Annotated in this window: 14 protein-coding genes; all 14 read right to left on the minus strand. The window is 58.4% G+C overall.

Going from position 1 to position 15,413, the window contains the following annotated elements:
* Nucleotides 1–192: 192 nt before the first annotated feature.
* A complete protein-coding gene (locus PQQ86_RS39045) occupies nucleotides 193–1,548 on the minus strand; it encodes an AAA domain-containing protein (RefSeq protein WP_408279598.1) in 1,356 nt (451 codons plus the stop codon).
* Nucleotides 1,545–2,987 (minus strand): hypothetical protein, encoded by a 1,443-nt coding sequence (locus PQQ86_RS39050; RefSeq protein ID WP_408279599.1) that lies wholly within the window; start codon nucleotides 2,985–2,987, stop codon nucleotides 1,545–1,547. Before PQQ86_RS39050 ends, PQQ86_RS39045 begins: the two co-directional genes overlap by 4 nt.
* Nucleotides 2,980–4,086 (minus strand): hypothetical protein, encoded by a 1,107-nt coding sequence (locus tag PQQ86_RS39055; RefSeq protein WP_408279600.1) that lies wholly within the window; start codon nucleotides 4,084–4,086, stop codon nucleotides 2,980–2,982. The genes PQQ86_RS39050 and PQQ86_RS39055 overlap by 8 nt, the downstream gene beginning before the upstream one ends.
* Complete coding sequence (locus PQQ86_RS39060; protein ID WP_408279601.1) at nucleotides 4,083–4,994, minus strand: hypothetical protein; 912 nt, start codon at nucleotides 4,992–4,994, stop codon at nucleotides 4,083–4,085. Before PQQ86_RS39060 ends, PQQ86_RS39055 begins: the two co-directional genes overlap by 4 nt.
* A 52-nt stretch (nucleotides 4,995–5,046) precedes the next feature.
* Nucleotides 5,047–6,336, minus strand: a complete 1,290-nt coding sequence (locus PQQ86_RS39065) for a DNA methyltransferase (RefSeq protein WP_408279602.1) — start codon at nucleotides 6,334–6,336, stop codon at nucleotides 5,047–5,049.
* Nucleotides 6,337–6,376: 40 nt separating this feature from the next.
* Nucleotides 6,377–6,976 (minus strand): RES family NAD+ phosphorylase, encoded by a 600-nt coding sequence (locus PQQ86_RS39070; RefSeq protein WP_408279603.1) that lies wholly within the window; start codon nucleotides 6,974–6,976, stop codon nucleotides 6,377–6,379.
* Complete coding sequence (locus PQQ86_RS39075; RefSeq protein WP_408279604.1) at nucleotides 6,973–7,593, minus strand: antitoxin Xre/MbcA/ParS-like domain-containing protein; 621 nt, start codon at nucleotides 7,591–7,593, stop codon at nucleotides 6,973–6,975. The genes PQQ86_RS39070 and PQQ86_RS39075 overlap by 4 nt, the downstream gene beginning before the upstream one ends.
* Before the next feature lie 399 nt (nucleotides 7,594–7,992).
* Nucleotides 7,993–8,607, minus strand: a complete 615-nt coding sequence (locus tag PQQ86_RS39080) for an MAE_28990/MAE_18760 family HEPN-like nuclease (RefSeq protein ID WP_408279605.1) — start codon at nucleotides 8,605–8,607, stop codon at nucleotides 7,993–7,995.
* 75 nt (nucleotides 8,608–8,682) lie between these two features.
* On the minus strand, nucleotides 8,683–9,741 hold the full coding sequence (locus PQQ86_RS39085; RefSeq protein WP_408279606.1) for a GmrSD restriction endonuclease domain-containing protein: 1,059 nt from the start codon (nucleotides 9,739–9,741) through the stop codon (nucleotides 8,683–8,685).
* A gap of 729 nt (nucleotides 9,742–10,470) precedes the next feature.
* Entirely contained in the window at nucleotides 10,471–10,740 is a 270-nt protein-coding gene (locus PQQ86_RS39090) for a DUF1488 family protein (protein ID WP_408279607.1), read from the minus strand.
* A gap of 355 nt (nucleotides 10,741–11,095) precedes the next feature.
* Nucleotides 11,096–11,434 (minus strand): type II toxin-antitoxin system RelE/ParE family toxin, encoded by a 339-nt coding sequence (locus tag PQQ86_RS39095; protein WP_408279608.1) that lies wholly within the window; start codon nucleotides 11,432–11,434, stop codon nucleotides 11,096–11,098.
* Complete coding sequence (locus tag PQQ86_RS39100) at nucleotides 11,434–11,718, minus strand: type II toxin-antitoxin system Phd/YefM family antitoxin (protein ID WP_007182990.1); 285 nt, start codon at nucleotides 11,716–11,718, stop codon at nucleotides 11,434–11,436. Before PQQ86_RS39100 ends, PQQ86_RS39095 begins: the two co-directional genes overlap by 1 nt.
* Nucleotides 11,719–12,789: 1,071 nt before the next feature.
* Complete coding sequence (locus PQQ86_RS39105) at nucleotides 12,790–13,131, minus strand: hypothetical protein (RefSeq protein ID WP_408279609.1); 342 nt, start codon at nucleotides 13,129–13,131, stop codon at nucleotides 12,790–12,792.
* A gap of 36 nt (nucleotides 13,132–13,167) precedes the next feature.
* Nucleotides 13,168–15,030, minus strand: coding sequence for a hypothetical protein (locus PQQ86_RS39110; RefSeq protein WP_408279610.1), 1,863 nt, complete (start codon nucleotides 15,028–15,030; stop codon nucleotides 13,168–13,170).
* Nucleotides 15,031–15,413: the final 383 nt, after the last annotated feature.

Raw genomic sequence — 15,413 nt, forward strand, 5'->3', positions numbered from 1 at the left:
GTCGATAAATTTGCGCAGCAATGAGGTGAAACGGGCGCAGTAGATCGCTAGCGCGTTCGCGCCAATCCTGAGCAATGGTTGGCAACCACGCCAGCTAAATTTGCGATCACAGACGCCAACTACTCAAGATGACCCGCAGTGACGGTAAACAATCCTTCAAATGACACATCTGACAAACGGGAACAAATTTGCCTAATAGGATGGCAACGGAACCAGCCCGTTTACTGCGGGAAATACGCGCCCGGCACGAGCAAGCGCGGCCATGAACGTCAGGTGGGCCCTCCAACCGCGATATTCGGGATCGTCATCGATACCGAGCGCACGGTCACCCGCCGGCGAGAAGCGAATCAGCTGTTGGTCGATGCCTTGTCGGCCGAAAACCCAGCACCCGATGCGGTGCCTTGATAGCATGACGCACAGACGGCCCGCGTCGAGGTGGAACGCGGTTGCATCAGCCCTTCCCGACAGGGGATGATGCACGAACATGAATGAACGCTCGATCCCCTGGAAGCGATTGGCGGTCTCGACGAACACGCCTGCCATTTCAGGCCTCAGCCGTTCGCGCAGGGCATTGACTTGGCTCACATGCGCGCAGACAACCCCGATCTTGTCGGGCGTCACTTCCAAGACCTGACCGTCATCGCTCATCCAGGCGCGCCGGCGCAGCAGCCTCGCAATCGAATCGACAAGCTCTTGTGCAAGCTCACCATCCGCCTCTCCGGTGATCTGCGCGGGCAGTTCGACCATGACGATCGATGACCCGGCCGCAACCGAGTCGAGCGCGGCGTCGAATGGCATGATCCCGGCGACCGAGAAATGCACCGATCGATCCTGACTCATCGCCCGGAATGGCATGTCCGGGTAGAAGGCTGGCTGAACGAGGCTGACGGTATCGGCGTTGAGGCGGCGTGAGACCGGCAGGTCGAGCTGAAGTACCGATGGATGGCGCTTCACGAGCGCTGCTGGGCATGAGACCTGTGGGCCTGCCGGGTCACAGCGCCAGCGCTCTATCTCGCAATTGACGAAGGGATCGATCTGGCCCGGGTCGCCGATCAGCACGTGCCGTGGCGCAAGGTTCGAGATTAGCTGGAAACGATAGTCCGGAAGCTGGAACGCCTCATCGACGATCTGGACATCGAAGCAGGACTCGGCCGTCTGTATCCATGACCATTTCGCGGCGTTTCCGATCGTGATTGACGGCTGCTGCGGCAGGCTCGGTACGTCATGCACGACCACCAGATTGGGGAGACTTGCGACGTCCGCCGGCAGAGTGAGGCCGCGCCGGGCAAACAGATGGATAGGCAGCGATTGCGCGTTGCCGGCGAGCCGGCGCGTCAAATCGAACGCCTGCTCGTTGGTCTGGGTGACGACCATGCAGCGCTGATCGAGCATGGTGGCGCTCTGAAGAGCGACGCGCTGCGCGACGCCGGTCTTGCCGGCGCCGGGAGGTGAGCGCAGCACCACTGCGGGCATACCGTGCCACTGGCTGGCGAGGACTCGCTCAAGAGCCGCATCGGCCGCGGCCTGTGGATCGAAGGGCTCGGTCATGCGAGGCTTTCCACCGCGGCGACCAGATTTGCTGGCATGGGCCGGTTGACCGGGGTCGGTGCCGGCGTCGTATCGCCATGCGTCCAGGGCTCGTTGGTCAGTCGCGCACTCATCTGGTTCAGCTCATTGCCAATGCCTTTCCAGTGGGGTGCCTCCGGTCCGAAATCGAGCGTGATGCCTGACGACATGCGTTTCACCGCATTCTTGCCGTGGAGCACCGTGCCGGTGACCCACGTGAAGGGGCCACGCCGTTCCACATCGTCGATGCGCAGTGATATCTTTGGGTCATCCAGCGTCCACAGCTCATCGCCGGTACGAAGGTGAAGGCTGTCCTGATGGCTGGACAGCACAAGCTCATATTCAAACATGCGGGGGCGGATCTTTTCTTCCCCGATGTCGACCACCTGCGCGCGGAGCACGCTTCCACTGACAACGCCCTTTTCACGCGCGGCGCGGTCATGGCGAAGCATGCCTGCTTCCAGGTTGGACACAGCACGCTCTCGTGAGACCATTTTCATGGCGCCCGCCTTCGGTCTGTCGTGATACGGCAGATGAAAGCCTGCCTCACGCGCTTCCATGAAACGCGCGAACTCCCGCGCTTCCTGATCGGCCAGCGCATCGAGCGCGGGATTCGGCTGCCAGCGGGGTGCAGTCAGCAGCGAGATTGCCCGCTGGGTGCCAGCATAGACCGGACGGATCACGCCTTCGAGCATATGCTGGATGCGTGTATGGTGGAACGCGATCGCGGACTCATGCTCGCCGGCGGAGCGGGCGCGATTATAATCTTCAATCGCCGGCTGCAGCGTGTTTCGATCGAACCGCGGGTCGGTCTTCACTGCCATTGGCTGTGTTTCGGCGGTAGCTACAGCAGCGAAGATATCGCGCCCGGCGGGCGGCTCGATCCAAGTCAACAGCGATCCGAGGTGCTCATCCTCAGCTTCCTGCTGCCCTGTCGCATAGTGCGCCCTGAGTGCTGTCGTCGCGCCGATGAGGGCCTGCTGCCCGGCCACCGGCGAACGCTCGCCAGCATAGGTCCACAAGGTGCCGAGCCGCTTGATATCGTCCTCGTCGGTGAAGCGAAGGCGGTCGGCGAGCGTGTCGAGATGACCCAGTGCGCCAGCAGAGGATACCCAGATCTGCGGGAAGGTGCCGCCGGCCAAGCATTCGGCGTAGTATTGTTCGAAGAAGGGCAGCAGCCAACGCAGCAGGGCATATTGATCGTCACGGCGACGCGGATCGGCGACAACATTGATTTCGGGCGGATGGCCGAATCGACCAAGCGCTGCGGCATGCACGGAAGTATCTTCACCCGCCATCGCGAGCAACGTCAGGATGCGCGCGTGGGGCTGTATCACCAATTGGCGCTGCGAAACGATCGGCACGGCCTGGCCGCGCTGAAGCGCCCGCAAACGTGCTGCGACGTGGACAAGGTCAGCCATTGGAGATCCTATCGAGCAGCAAGGCCGCAGCGCGGAGTTCTGTCGCGAGAGCGGCCTCGGCACGGTTATCGGGTGGCCGGCCGCGGCCGTCGAGCAAGTCGAGCGCTCGTGTAATCGAGCCCGCTGCAGCCAGCTGTTCGGCGGCAGCGTCACCAAGAATGATCGGCTGCCCGGTGGCGAGCGCCTGTGCGCGACAGCGCTCCCACAAAGCGCAATGCTCCTTGCAGTTCGACTGGTAATTGTTAGGGATCTGATCAATCACGTGTCGATCGGCAAAGCTCGCGCCGGCAGGTACTAATTGCTCGACTTCGTCGAGGTCGGCGGGCGCGGCCGACAACGCCCGCACGAGCGAAGCGATTTCGGACTCGGCTCGCATCGACGCAAATAGTCGTGGCACGAATGACCCCGGCGCGCGAAGCACCATATCGATGCGGTCACCGGCGAGATCGGGATCATGGCCGCGGCTATCGAGATGCTGGCGCAAAGCGAGCGTTCCCACCGCCGCTTCCCGGCAGGCCGCACGAATGTCCGCCTTGTCGGTTTTGCCTCCACGATCGGCGTAGGACTTGATGACGCCAACCCGATAGGAGCGCGCGTCATCGCTCGCGACCATATAGTCGAGTTCGATCGCGTGTGTGACGCCGACCAGTGCCAGCGGCAGGCGAGGATTGAGAATGAGATTCGGCGCGAGCGGGTTACCCGCGTGCTTCATGTCCAGCAGCCGCTGGGTTTCCAGTTCACGCCGCTGGCGGGCGAGCGCGCCGTCACCTGGAGCGTGATCCGCGACCGACGAGATCTTCACCTCGCTTGGAGCCAAATGCCCCTTCTCACGGTAGGCGGTCAGAAGCGAAGCCCCGCCATATTCCAGCAAACGGCGCTCATAGGCTTGGCTCAGGGTCATCGCGAACGGCGACATGATGTCGGGCTCGGCATTGAAGACGTGCTTGATAACCTCGGTCGGTGTGAGACCCGAGATGACGATGGCACGGAGCCGGGTACAGCCGGCGTTGCGTGCCACGCTCTCGATTCCGCGCGCACCGACCTCGACGGCCGGAATGCCACCGCGAAGGCGGGCAAGGCGCGCGTTGGCGGGCGTCACCGGATCGCCCTCTCGGCCGCCTTGGTATCAACCATGACGGGGCGCCCCCAGAATTTGAAGAAGGTACTACTCGACAAAAGCCGGGCTGCAGCAGCTCGTCGTTCGGAGAGGTCAGCCTCTTCAAGCATTGTCAGTTCGGCTTGGGCAGCCTCGGTCACGCGCTTGGGATCGATCGGCTGACCTGTGTCATTGGCACCCGGGATCGACCGCGCGAACGGGAACAGCAGTCGCTCGACGCTCTTTGCCTCTGCCGCTCCAATCTCGTGAAGGTGGGCGAGCCGGCGAGCGAGGCTGGTCGCGATCCGCAAATTGTCAGTGCGCATGCTGCGCGAGCCGATGATGCGGCGCTCCAAGCTCCAAGTGGAACTCGTGAGCAACCTGGGAATGGCGGCAAGCTCGGCGGCGCTGATCGCTGGAACGATCCATGCTGGTCGCGCGGCTAGATTGCGGCGCGCTGCATTTTCTTCGTCCCGCCTGAGGCTAGCAAAGCGCGACGGCGAAGGCCGATCGCCGGTGAGCGCGGCGGTCAGGTCGGCGATGAGGGCTGGCGGAGCCGGGGCACCCAGGTCGTCAAGGGCATCGAGCGCGAGTTCGCGAAGCGGCTTGCCGGGCTTGCGCGCGCGGGGCGTCGCGATTTCGCGCGCTTCGAGTTCACTGAAGCGAAGCGCATCGGAGAGACGCTGATATTCGGCCGTCAGCTCGGTGATCTTCGCTTGCGCCCGCTCTCGACCTGTCTGATCCCTTGCTCCCAGCGCCTTGGTCAGCTCGGCATAGGCGTCCTGTTGCCGCTTGGCATTGCGCGAGAGTTGATCAGCAAGGGATAGGGCACGGGACATACACCCAGTATAGTCTTCCACGCTCTTCCATGCAATACCATGCTTGTCTTCGCTTATGCGCGTCCAAGCCATTGATTACTCAGCGATTTGTCCATGGCCTCGGAAATTTAAGGCCATATCAACGCTATTTGGCGAAGCAGAGGACTGACTCGGTCGCGCCCGATGGGCGCTTGTACGACTGGCGGCCCGGGTTGATGTCGGACATGGAGCGCAGATGAAAATCCTCACGCCGCTTGAGACTCAGACCATGTCGCCCCGCAATTTCAGAAATGATTTTTGGCAGATCGTTATGCACGTCCTTGTAGTAGGAATCCTGCACGACGAGGACTGCGCGACTGCCAGGCTTCAGCGCCTCCGACATGCGTCCGATTGACCGCGACATCTTGTCGAAATAGTCAAGGTGAGTACGATAGTAATATCCGCCTGAGGCCTTCGACGGGTGCTTCTGCAGCGTTTCGAGGAAGCGGGCGCATGTTTTCCCCCATTTTTCATCGATATCTATGGAGATGCCCGGCACCTGGGTCGAGCCGATCATCTGTTTGCCGAGCGCTCTCGCGTCCGTGCTGAGCAGCGGCCCCAGCACGGCAAGTTCGATTCGCGTTGCCGCGGTATAGTCGATTCGGGTGCAATAGGGCGGAGAGGTCAGAACGAAATCGACGCTGCCTGGATCCAGTTTCATCGAGACCGTGTCGGAGAGGTTGATTTCGCACTCTCCGGCACGCGGCGTGTCTGCATCAAATTTCGATGCCAACGCTGCCGACATGTCCCTTACATTCTCCTCAAAGCAGCGTGCAACTGTCTGCCGGGACACCGCAATGCGCGCTTCGGTCTGCTTCGGTATGCGAAGCCAAGTCGGGTTTGATGAGCGGAACGGTGCGACAAGCTTACGGCAAACGGCGAACAGCGCAACATAGAGCGTCGCTGCCGTGCCGGAAATCCTATCGAGATGGACACCCTCAGGCGATTTGGTCATGCTGCCGACTAGGCTGCGGCGGATATTCTGCTCGATGCCGCGGATGAATGAAGCCGCGGAGGGTTTGAACCAGCAGAGTAAGGCATCGTTCGGGTGCAGAGTCGGCAGCGCGGAATGGGCGTGCGACACGATGGTTGCAGCCAGTGGCTGAAGATGGTCGGCCTCGCTTGGCGGCAGCAGCCGCGCGCGCGCGACGATAATCATCGCCGGGTTTAGATCGATACCGACCGAGGTCAGCCCGAGACTGCTCGCTGCGTATGTGGTGGTACCACTGCCATTCCAGGGGTCGAGAATGACCGCGCCGCTCTGAAGCTTGGCACTTTGCAGCAACTCGCGCGCGAACAATTCTGGGAAGCCGGCGTAATAGGGAAAGAAACCCTCCCAGCCAGTCTGCAGCCGCTTGTTGCGCTTGGGTGAGAGAATGCGAAGCTTTGGCGCCATCAGTAGCCCCTTGCACTGGCGTGCATCGAAATTATCAGCATCATGGAGTCACGTATCCGCGTTCCCGGCGAACCGTAATGCCGAGCCGGATTAGCTCAGCCGGCAACAGCGCTGCTTGAACCAACGCGACCGGCGGGGTGCCCGAGAGCGCCGCGAAGGCACGATCGTAAATCGCCACGCAGTCGCCGGTGGTCAAGCGCGAGTTGAAGAGAATGCCGTCGATATCGTTCATGTCAGCATGCACTGTTTCTGACAGAGCTTGCCCAGAAGCGTGAGTGCGTGCGCGATTGGCGTCCGTATCGATCCCAACTTCGTAGGGCGCGGCACCTCGCAGATCGAGCAGGGCCAATTCTCGGCTCGAACTGATCGACGTCACGCACATTTGTTCCAGGTGCGGGCGATAGAGGAAGCGCCTCGTTTTGCCTTCGAAACGGTCGCGCACAACTGCCTCCGCGAATGCAGTCGGAAAATTGTCAGCAGCATAAAGCACTCGGAACGCTCCTGAAGGGCTTGAGAAGCGGCTCGATCCGAAGCCCGTGTTCGCGGGCGTAGAGCGATGCCGGCTTGGCAAAATGCGCGGCCAGTTGTCGATGCTGGCTTCGACTACCCGCGCTCGCAGCTTAGAGGTGACGATCTTCACGTATAGTCAAACGCGCCTTCCGCCGCGCTTTTTACCATTAGGACATCGCCTTCGCGAAGCTTGTCGATCGGCGGCTTGCCGTCGGTCATGCGGTTGGGAGTAACCAGCCATTCCCACGTTTCTTCGGGTGACGCGAACAGTGGCGTGATGACGTCGAGACCGTCAACAGGCCTCCGTCGCTCGAACTGTCGAAGCGGGTAGAGAAAGTTGCGAAGGCCCTTGCGGAAGGCGAGTATTTTGTTTGCCTTTCGCCAGTTATCGAGCGTCCCGCGCGAGATTTGTAATCGGTTGACCAACTCTCCAGCGCCGACGACGTCGCTCTCGACCCAGTCCGCGGCCTCGTCATCGACCGTGATCGCATTGAGCAGCCGGACACCTTCCGCGGCCGAGACGACAGGGCCTATGCCACTACCTCGTAGAACCTTGCCCGTCGGCGTGGACGACCGCGTCGCAATTTTTCGCTCGCGTCCGCGACTGGCCTTAGCCGATGCCGGTACCGAGACGTTCAATGCGGCCGCAAGGCTTAACAGGCTTGCCATGTCCATGCGCTCGACCTTGCTCTCGATCGCCTTCGCCAGAGCGGCTCTGGCCGGACGCGCCTGCTTCAGGGCATTCATGACATGTCCTCCTCTAGGCAAAATGGGCTAATTAGGCAAATTATACAATAATTAAGTTGCAGTTCGCCGCAAAAATTTGCAGGTATAGGCCCATCGTTGCTCCAAGCGTTCATGGCCGGCGTTCGAAGGCAGGAGCGCGGCAACAAGCTCGGATCCTTACGAGAAGGTATCGACAACGCGCTATTGCCTTGGTCGAGAAGAATATTTCTCACGTTCAGGGACTGTGAAGGCTAGTCGCGCGTTAGTGGGAATTGGCAGACAGGTTTTTCCTCGCCGATATTGAAAGGTTGTGCACACTTCGCAAGAAGTATGGATGTCTGCAGTCGTTGGTCGTCAAGACATAGTAAATCCGCAAGTGCTGTCGTTTCCGTCGGAGCAGACATATCCGCTCTGATTTCGTCAACTATTAGCAAGCCAAGTCTCTACCGACGCGTGAAACGAATCGATTAAGCTAGATGTGTAATCCAGCAGGTCGGATATTGTATTTTCACGAGGGTAGTCTAAGAGACCGCCGTGGGCGATCTCGTTACGCCGATTGAGCAGCTCGTTCAACTTCGAAAAGTCGACATTTGTGACATCCAATCCGATTATGTCGCAGTTTAGTGTCGCCACTTCCTTGTTGACATTCGAGTATGTCATTACAAGTTCATCAAAATTAGATAGATGACTGATGGGCGTGTCAAACCATTCTTTCATTTTTCCGGAGAACTCAGATACGGCTAAGAATTTTCCGGCATTCACCCTCTTTGACACACGTCCAAATTGCATCGCATTGAACAACCCTTGCAAGAAGGAATCGAAGAATCCCTCTTTTTGCAACCAGAGCGCCGCATATTTCCCACTGTACCTTTTCGCCTTCTGTCCAACGTGGCACTGCCGTCGCAAGCAGATAGCGCACGTCAATCTAAAATAACCTTCCCACGCCGCATATATGACCGGAACCGCCATCAGGAATAAAAACGAATCCTTCTCCGTGTTATTGTTGATGCAATGCAAGCGAATATCATCCAGCATTTTTTTGTGTCGAATCCGCGCACTTTTAATCTCCTGACGCGCCGAAGTAAGTTGTAAATGACGTGGCATATTCGATTAAAAAGAAAACCAGCTTTTTCCGAACGCGACTCGTCCCATCATCTTGGCGCGGGTATTCGAACCAGCTCCAGTCAACTCCAAGGTTTTGGCCTGACCATGCAATTGTTCTATGCGCATTCGCACTGCCTCAGTCCCTTTTTTCTTACATTTGGCCAAGTTTTTGAACACCCCGCAGGCGACAATATCAAATAGATTAGGGCTGAAAGCTCCTTGAAACCGATCACCTCGATAGAACTTGAAGGCCTCTCCGCGGGGACAAGCCTCAGCCAGAAGTTCGAATGTCTTCCTAATCTTTGTCTCCATATCTTCGGAGAAGTCAAAATCTCCGCCGGCAGCTTGATACATCACCTCGTCGAGAAAGTCTTCGATACTTTTTGTGGGCGGTGAGAAGTTGCCGAACGCTATCAGCCGTAGAACATTCTCTTGCGCCCCCATAGAACTAGCTTCCTTCGATGAAAGTCCGAGAGCTGTCCTCACGACAGAATCGTTTCCAATTGCGTTGAGCCTGTCTGCGAAATTGCTTTCGAAAAGACGAGCTGAGCAGTTTCGGATTTCTTGATTCGAGAGCGTTGTGCCAGCTCGATTCAAGCGAGTGAATACGTTGTACCGTGCGATACTGCTTGATTCTTTTTTAAGGAGGATCACCTGCACTCGGGAATATCGCAGCGTGCGAACTAAAGTATCGGGAAGCGTCGCGCGAGAAATTCCCTGAAGTCCCCCGAGTATTGGCGCGTCTGCGAGAATCGAGGGGACTCTAATGTTGTTCTCAACTGACGCATCTTCACTTGGGGTCGCTTCGTCATCAAAGATTTCCGCCGCGAAGAACTTAACCATGGTGCTGAACCGTTGTAGCCCGTCGATGACTTCGAACGTTCCATTCGGCTTCTCAGCTAGGAAAACTGGTGGAGTCGGAATATTTAAGAGCAGTGACTCAATGTAAGTAGTCTGTTGGTCATAGCTCCAACGAAATGCGCGCTGATATGCAGGGTCAATCTCGACGTCGCCCGATCGATACTGCGTGATTAATTCGTTCCACGTTGGCGTGAAAGTGTCCACGACTACGTGATGTCGTTCTCGTTCAACCGATTGGATTAAGTTCATGTTCTTGGTCGTGGATCTCTACGTTTGACTCGCAACGCGAGGCCAGCGGCGCTTACGGCGGCTATCAAAGCCGTTCGTACGGTCACTTTTAGTCCCCACCTGTTTGTGCGGCTCCAAAAACCCTACCGGACGTCAGGGTACGCTATACGCGCCAGTCATTTTACCGGACCAGGCTTCGGTCCACCGGATCGCTGCATCCAATCGCTCGACTGCGAGCCGAGTAGGCTAACAGAGCGGCCGTTGGTTCGCGTAACTTTGTTGCTGCGTTCGGCCAGTCGAATCGGGGCTAGCAGAGGCGCCGGGAACAAATTTGCTCCAGGAAGCTTCGCAGAGAATTGTTCCTCCTACGAGCGTTTGGGGCAATTTTGTAACCTTCCCGACGCCTCCCGCAGGCTGCCGAATTTGAATTCCGACGAAAGCGCTCATGCTTGAGATTACCCCGTGCGATGAAGGGGAGACTGGGCCCGCGGTATCACGCGGCACTTGTTTCACGCCTAAAGGCTAGAAACAGATTTCTGCAAAAAGCGGGAACAGTTTTTTGCAAACCGACGGTAGTCCGGGATGAGCAAGTTAGAGAACTTTAATTTGACATAACATAATTTATCCACAATTGAACGGTCGTGCTTTTTTTGTGTACTCATCAGACACGCATCGACACAACGGTCATCGTCAGTCCACGGTCGGTCACCGGGCCACGAAGTCGTTGACGGTCAGCCACAGCGGCTCGTCGGGCCGCGCAAGTAACTTTCTTTGTGCGACCGCGACAATGCGGTTGCGGCCGTTTTCAAATGTTTTGAGCGTGCGCGTCACGTCGGCGCTACGCGGCAGCCAGAAATGCTCTTCGAGTGCGTCACGCGCAATTGCGCCTTCGACTTCGCGGCCGCGGATCGACAGCATGAAAACCACGACGCGTCCGTCCTGCGAGACGGCGGGCGCGCGATCAAGAACTTCCATGGCGTACCTCGACAATATCATTCGCGGTCTTTGTATTTGTACTGCACCGCTCAGCGATTAATCTACCAGAAGTCGAAAGCAGCGCAATCGTCAATAACGCAACGGTTCAGCTTCACCAGGCATCCATTATCGATAACTGCCGGCGACGTGCGTGCTCGTCATTTCTTCAGACGGCTGACGTGCTGCAGGCGGGTTTGTGCTTTGACGTGTATGCAATTGACACCGACCGTTAGTTGCGTATTGGAAATCAACAGTCTCCGCTATGGTGAGCTTTTTCGGGAGTGCGCGTGTACCACCATCTGGCGAGTGGCTCGGCACTACAGCTTGAAGACTCCCACCTATAAAGCTGAATTTATCAGCGAGAACGCAATAGTCGTTTCTGGAGAAGCGTTCGTAGATCGCGGCGCGTATCGGTGACGACGTGAATGTAAATCGTGTCGTCGCGCACCTCATAGATAACCCGGTTCTGTCCGCTCAAGGCTTCCCGGAAATTCAGACCACCGAAATCTGCAAGCTCAGCCGGGACATAACCGCTCTGTGGGAACTGCCTGATATTGCTAAACGTGACGGTCAATTCCGCGGACGTCTGCTTCCACGTCTCGGGACCGAAGCTTTTGAGGATGTAGCGGCGCAAATCCTTCGTATCCTCCTGCGCCTTGTCGAGAATCAGGAGCTTCAGCTTCGCCTGCCCCATCAGCGGATTTTCTCCTTCCTATCAAGGTCGTCGAGCTCGGCAAGAAACTCATCAGCATCCTTGAATTTTCCCTGCTCGATGTCCTTCTGGCCCAAGGCCAGGATCTTGAGCAACGCCAGCGTTTGCTGGGTGTCTTCGTAGCTCTGCACGTCCTGCACGACGAGCTTCGCCTCGCCATTCTGCGTAATGAGCAGCGGCTCGCCAGAAGCCGTCAAATCCTTGACGATCTGCGCTGCGTCGCTTTTCAGGTAGCTGATTGGCTTTACGTGGTCTGCCAGGCGCATGTCTGATCCTCCGTTCGTCACCCTTACAGACCGAATATAGACCAAATTCAGTCTTGTGCAAAGTCCTGACTCAGCCAGCAGCCTTGTGATCTGTCGCCAGGAGGCGTGATTTGCCCGCCGATAAAATACGCTGCGGCATTGGTCACCATGAATGCGTCGCCCTGCCCTGCTTCGCCCGCTTCATCCGTCGCAGGCCAGACAGCGCATTGGTCGGAGGTCCCACGTGTTCAAGTGGCGGAACCAATCGACAAGCGGTCCACACCTAATAGTGCACAATTTGGACTAGTCAGTTCATAAAAATTGATCATTCTTTTTATGTAAAATTTAGTAATCCTTACAGCCTATCGCCGGCGCGCGTTGGTTTGCATAAAACTGTTCCCGGTTCTTGCGGAAATTTGTTCCTAGCCTCTAGACGTGGAACAAGCGCCGCTCGATACCAAAAGCTCGACCTCCCCTCGCCGCATAGGCAACCACAAGCGGGAGTGCTTTCGTCGGAATTAAAATTCGATAGCCTGCGTGGGGCGTCGGGAAAGTTGCAAAATTGCCTCAAACGCTCATCGGAGGAACAGTTTTGTGCAAAATCTCTTGAAGCAAACTTGTTCCCAGCGCCCCCGCGGGCCCCAGTCCCACTTGCGGCACGCTGAAGCAAATTTATGCAAACCGACGGCGGCATTGGCCTGCATAAAATTGTTCCCGCGTTTTGCGGAAACATCTCCTCGTACTCAACATCGTGACGATTGGCGATCGCTTGCGCAGTCAAATTTCCCGTCTAAAAATATGGAACTCTCCTGACCGGCGCGGACACGAACAGATCTATGCAACCTGCCGACTACATGTCCAGCCGACCGGTTTTGCCTCCGGAATTTCCCGTTCAATATGGTCGCCAATAGATAACAAAAGGCTACCAAGTAGCTACCAAATTCGGCTGGAAATTCAGCCCGTTACTGCAGCCGCTCGATATTCGCTGGCGTGATTCCGGTCGCGCCCTCTTTTCATCGCGCAATCCTGATAAATGGCAATTATCAGGATTAGACCCGGCGAAAAAAACCGCTGGCGAACCAGCGGTCTTTCCTACATGCCCAGCGACGCCAGATCCAGCTTGGCGCGCCGTTTTTTCGCCTGCATTCGCTTCGCCGACGCATATTTCGCCGGTCGACGCCCGGTTACGCTCACCGGCCCGATACGACGCGGCGCCTTGGCTGTGACGACCTGTTCGACGATCTCGGGCGAAATACCGTGCGTGACCGCGTAGCGACGGACAATCGAGCGAAGCTTTTCTACGTCGCTCGGTCGACGTTCCGCCGCCTGCCGGCGGAATATCACGACAAAATGCTGCAGCCGCTCGCGTTCCTCTTCGGTGGCCGGGCGACCCCAAACGCCACGCTCAGCCTTGCTCAGTCGTGCGTTGTCCATTTGCGCTCCCTTATTACGTTCAACCGTACCTTCACATTAGAACCAGTCGGCCTTGACTGCAAGCGGTGTCACCGAATCAAGCGTCCAGCGCCGGGTTGCCTTCTGGTCGCTGCGGTGGTCCAACGAAAACTGTTCATCTTTGTCCGCCCTTACCGTTAGCACCAAGCCATGATGCCCCGACGGAAGGTACAACTCCGTATTGTAGCCCCGCTCGTGGCGCCAGAGTCCAACCGCGCGCGCGGGCGATCGCTCGGTGAGGTTCGACCGGTCGACCATTCCCGCAGATGTAATCGACAGCACCGATGAGCCGGGATCCTCGGCGAGCACCGTGGCATACCGGCCGGGCCAGCGGCTCGAGAGTTGTGGGCCGTCCATCAGGAGCGCAACCACGAGGTTCGGCCCCACCGCCCTTACCACCGGCATTGCCGGGTCGGCGCGGGCCAGATCTTCACAGATGAGCACGGTCATGCAAAGGTCATCGCGCAGCGCGAGAAACGGCAGTTTGCGCTGGCCGACGGCGATGTGCTCCCACACCTTCGCCTTGTCGGGTGCGCTAATGCCGGTCAGGCCGTACCGCTTGACCTGGGCATCATCAAGCGCCCACCGGTGATGCTTGGAGTGCGAGTCATCCCACACCACCGCTTCCTCGCCGCTCGCCGGTCCATCCGCAAACAGCATCGTCTTGGCCAGATTGCGTCCCGGTTGGCCGTCGGCGACGTCGCTGCCGGGGGCTCCAGCCAAGACCGTCCCGGTGATCAGGAACTTTAGCCCTGGAATTGGCCGCGCCGCGAGGACCGCGAGGAGTTCTTCCGCCAGCCCGGCACTCAGCGCGCACTCCGGGAAAAGCACGCCGTCGATCGTGCGCGCGCCAAATTTCTTCTCAGCCGCTGCCACCAGCGGAGCGATCAGATCATTACGGAGCATGTCCGCGGTCACAGGCTTGGGCTGCTCAAGCCAGGTCGGCGAGAGCGCAAAGTACGGCTGCATCGTGGCCTTGCTGCCGAGGTCCCGTTGCGGACCCGATGCGACAAAGCTTTCGTCGTCAACGCGAAACGGGTAGGGAATTACCAGCAGCCGCATCGTATCGGTCGAGGGCCCATTGTCGGGCAGAACCCATTGCGATTCCACGACCGATGCGGGCGGCAGCAGCGCAAGGTAGTGACTCATCGAACGGATGGTGCAGCCGACCGATGGAGTGAGCGATTTTGGCAGGACCGTCGCCTTGTCGGGCGGGACCATTTCGCAGAGAGACAGCGGTACATGCGGTAGCGTCGCCACCGGATCGGGTGCGACGACTGCCCGATCGATAAAAGATGCTGCAGCGCGCTCCACGACAACTGACAGTTCGCCGCTCACGCCGGCCCGGGGTAACCAGCCCACACCCTCCGACGCTTCGTCCGCCACAGCGAGCAGGCGCATCAGAAGCGACACGACAGGGCAGAAGCCGGTTTCCGGCGCACCGATACTGCCCAGCCCCTTGGAACCGTGAACAACCAGCAGATCTTCCCACCACTTTTCCACCACAGCCGGGCAATCACCGGATTTTCTCCATGCCTTCGCCGCGTCGATCACCTCGACAAGATAACTGCCATGACGCCGGAAGTCGCCGTCCACCAGCGACGCCTCGGCGTAACAGCCAGTCAGGTCCATCAACGTCGCCGCAACGGCGAAGACATCAGCAGGCCATTGCGGACAGAGTCCGAGTCGTGCCATCCGGTCAAGCATCGGATTGGCCCCCGACCCGACCGGCACGCCCGTTCGTGTGCCGCGCGGCAACAGCTCGTCCACGACGTCAAGGATGGTGCGGAGGGGTGCCGGAGTTTGCTGACCGGTAGGCGGTTGGGTCGAAGCCGACGCATGGCGCACGCGGGAGACGCGCTTAATTTTGAAAGGATGCATATGAATTGCGCATGAATGGTGGCTAACGGCAGGTTGCGCGTGGAGAATTGCGAAACTGGCACTGTACGCCGGTTGAGCGGCACATGGGGTAAGACCGGAAGCAGGACGGGTGCTCCATGGCTGGACCGCTATCGTGCCCCGCGGCGCTGGACGACCGCAACGCCGAACGGGCTCGCGCCTTTCGGATCTGCGCAAGCCCAAGAGCGGTTCGCTCGTGGGCGACCGGAAAATGAATACGGGAAAGCTTTGGCGTCTCTCGCCGCTGACACATCGCTACGGGCTGAGCGAAGAAAAGCTCTGAAAGCATTTTTCCTCGTTTTGAATGGGGAAATAGCTGCTAGATCGTTAATTGATCAGCCAGCCAACGGGTACCCATCGCCTGC

Source organism: Paraburkholderia sediminicola, assembly GCF_046026675.1.
Taxonomy (GTDB): Bacteria; Pseudomonadota; Gammaproteobacteria; order Burkholderiales; family Burkholderiaceae; genus Paraburkholderia; species Paraburkholderia sediminicola_F.

What these genes read in the sequence shown, in the direction of transcription:
- PQQ86_RS39045 (WP_408279598.1), bottom strand. Translation starts at nt 1,548, where the DNA reads ATGACCGAGCCCTTCGATCCACAGGCCGCGGCCGATGCGGCTCTTGAG.
- PQQ86_RS39050 (WP_408279599.1), bottom strand. Translation starts at nt 2,987, where the DNA reads ATGGCTGACCTTGTCCACGTCGCAGCACGTTTGCGGGCGCTTCAGCGC.
- PQQ86_RS39060 (WP_408279601.1), bottom strand. Translation starts at nt 4,994, where the DNA reads ATGGCTTGGACGCGCATAAGCGAAGACAAGCATGGTATTGCATGGAAG.
- PQQ86_RS39065 (WP_408279602.1), bottom strand. Translation starts at nt 6,336, where the DNA reads ATGGCGCCAAAGCTTCGCATTCTCTCACCCAAGCGCAACAAGCGGCTG.
- PQQ86_RS39075 (WP_408279604.1), bottom strand. Translation starts at nt 7,593, where the DNA reads ATGAATGCCCTGAAGCAGGCGCGTCCGGCCAGAGCCGCTCTGGCGAAG.
- PQQ86_RS39080 (WP_408279605.1), bottom strand. Translation starts at nt 8,607, where the DNA reads ATGCTGGATGATATTCGCTTGCATTGCATCAACAATAACACGGAGAAG.
- PQQ86_RS39090 (WP_408279607.1), bottom strand. Translation starts at nt 10,740, where the DNA reads ATGGAAGTTCTTGATCGCGCGCCCGCCGTCTCGCAGGACGGACGCGTC.
- PQQ86_RS39095 (WP_408279608.1), bottom strand. Translation starts at nt 11,434, where the DNA reads ATGGGGCAGGCGAAGCTGAAGCTCCTGATTCTCGACAAGGCGCAGGAG.
- PQQ86_RS39100 (WP_007182990.1), bottom strand. Translation starts at nt 11,718, where the DNA reads ATGCGCCTGGCAGACCACGTAAAGCCAATCAGCTACCTGAAAAGCGAC.
- PQQ86_RS39105 (WP_408279609.1), bottom strand. Translation starts at nt 13,131, where the DNA reads ATGGACAACGCACGACTGAGCAAGGCTGAGCGTGGCGTTTGGGGTCGC.
- PQQ86_RS39110 (WP_408279610.1), bottom strand. Translation starts at nt 15,030, where the DNA reads ATGCATCCTTTCAAAATTAAGCGCGTCTCCCGCGTGCGCCATGCGTCG.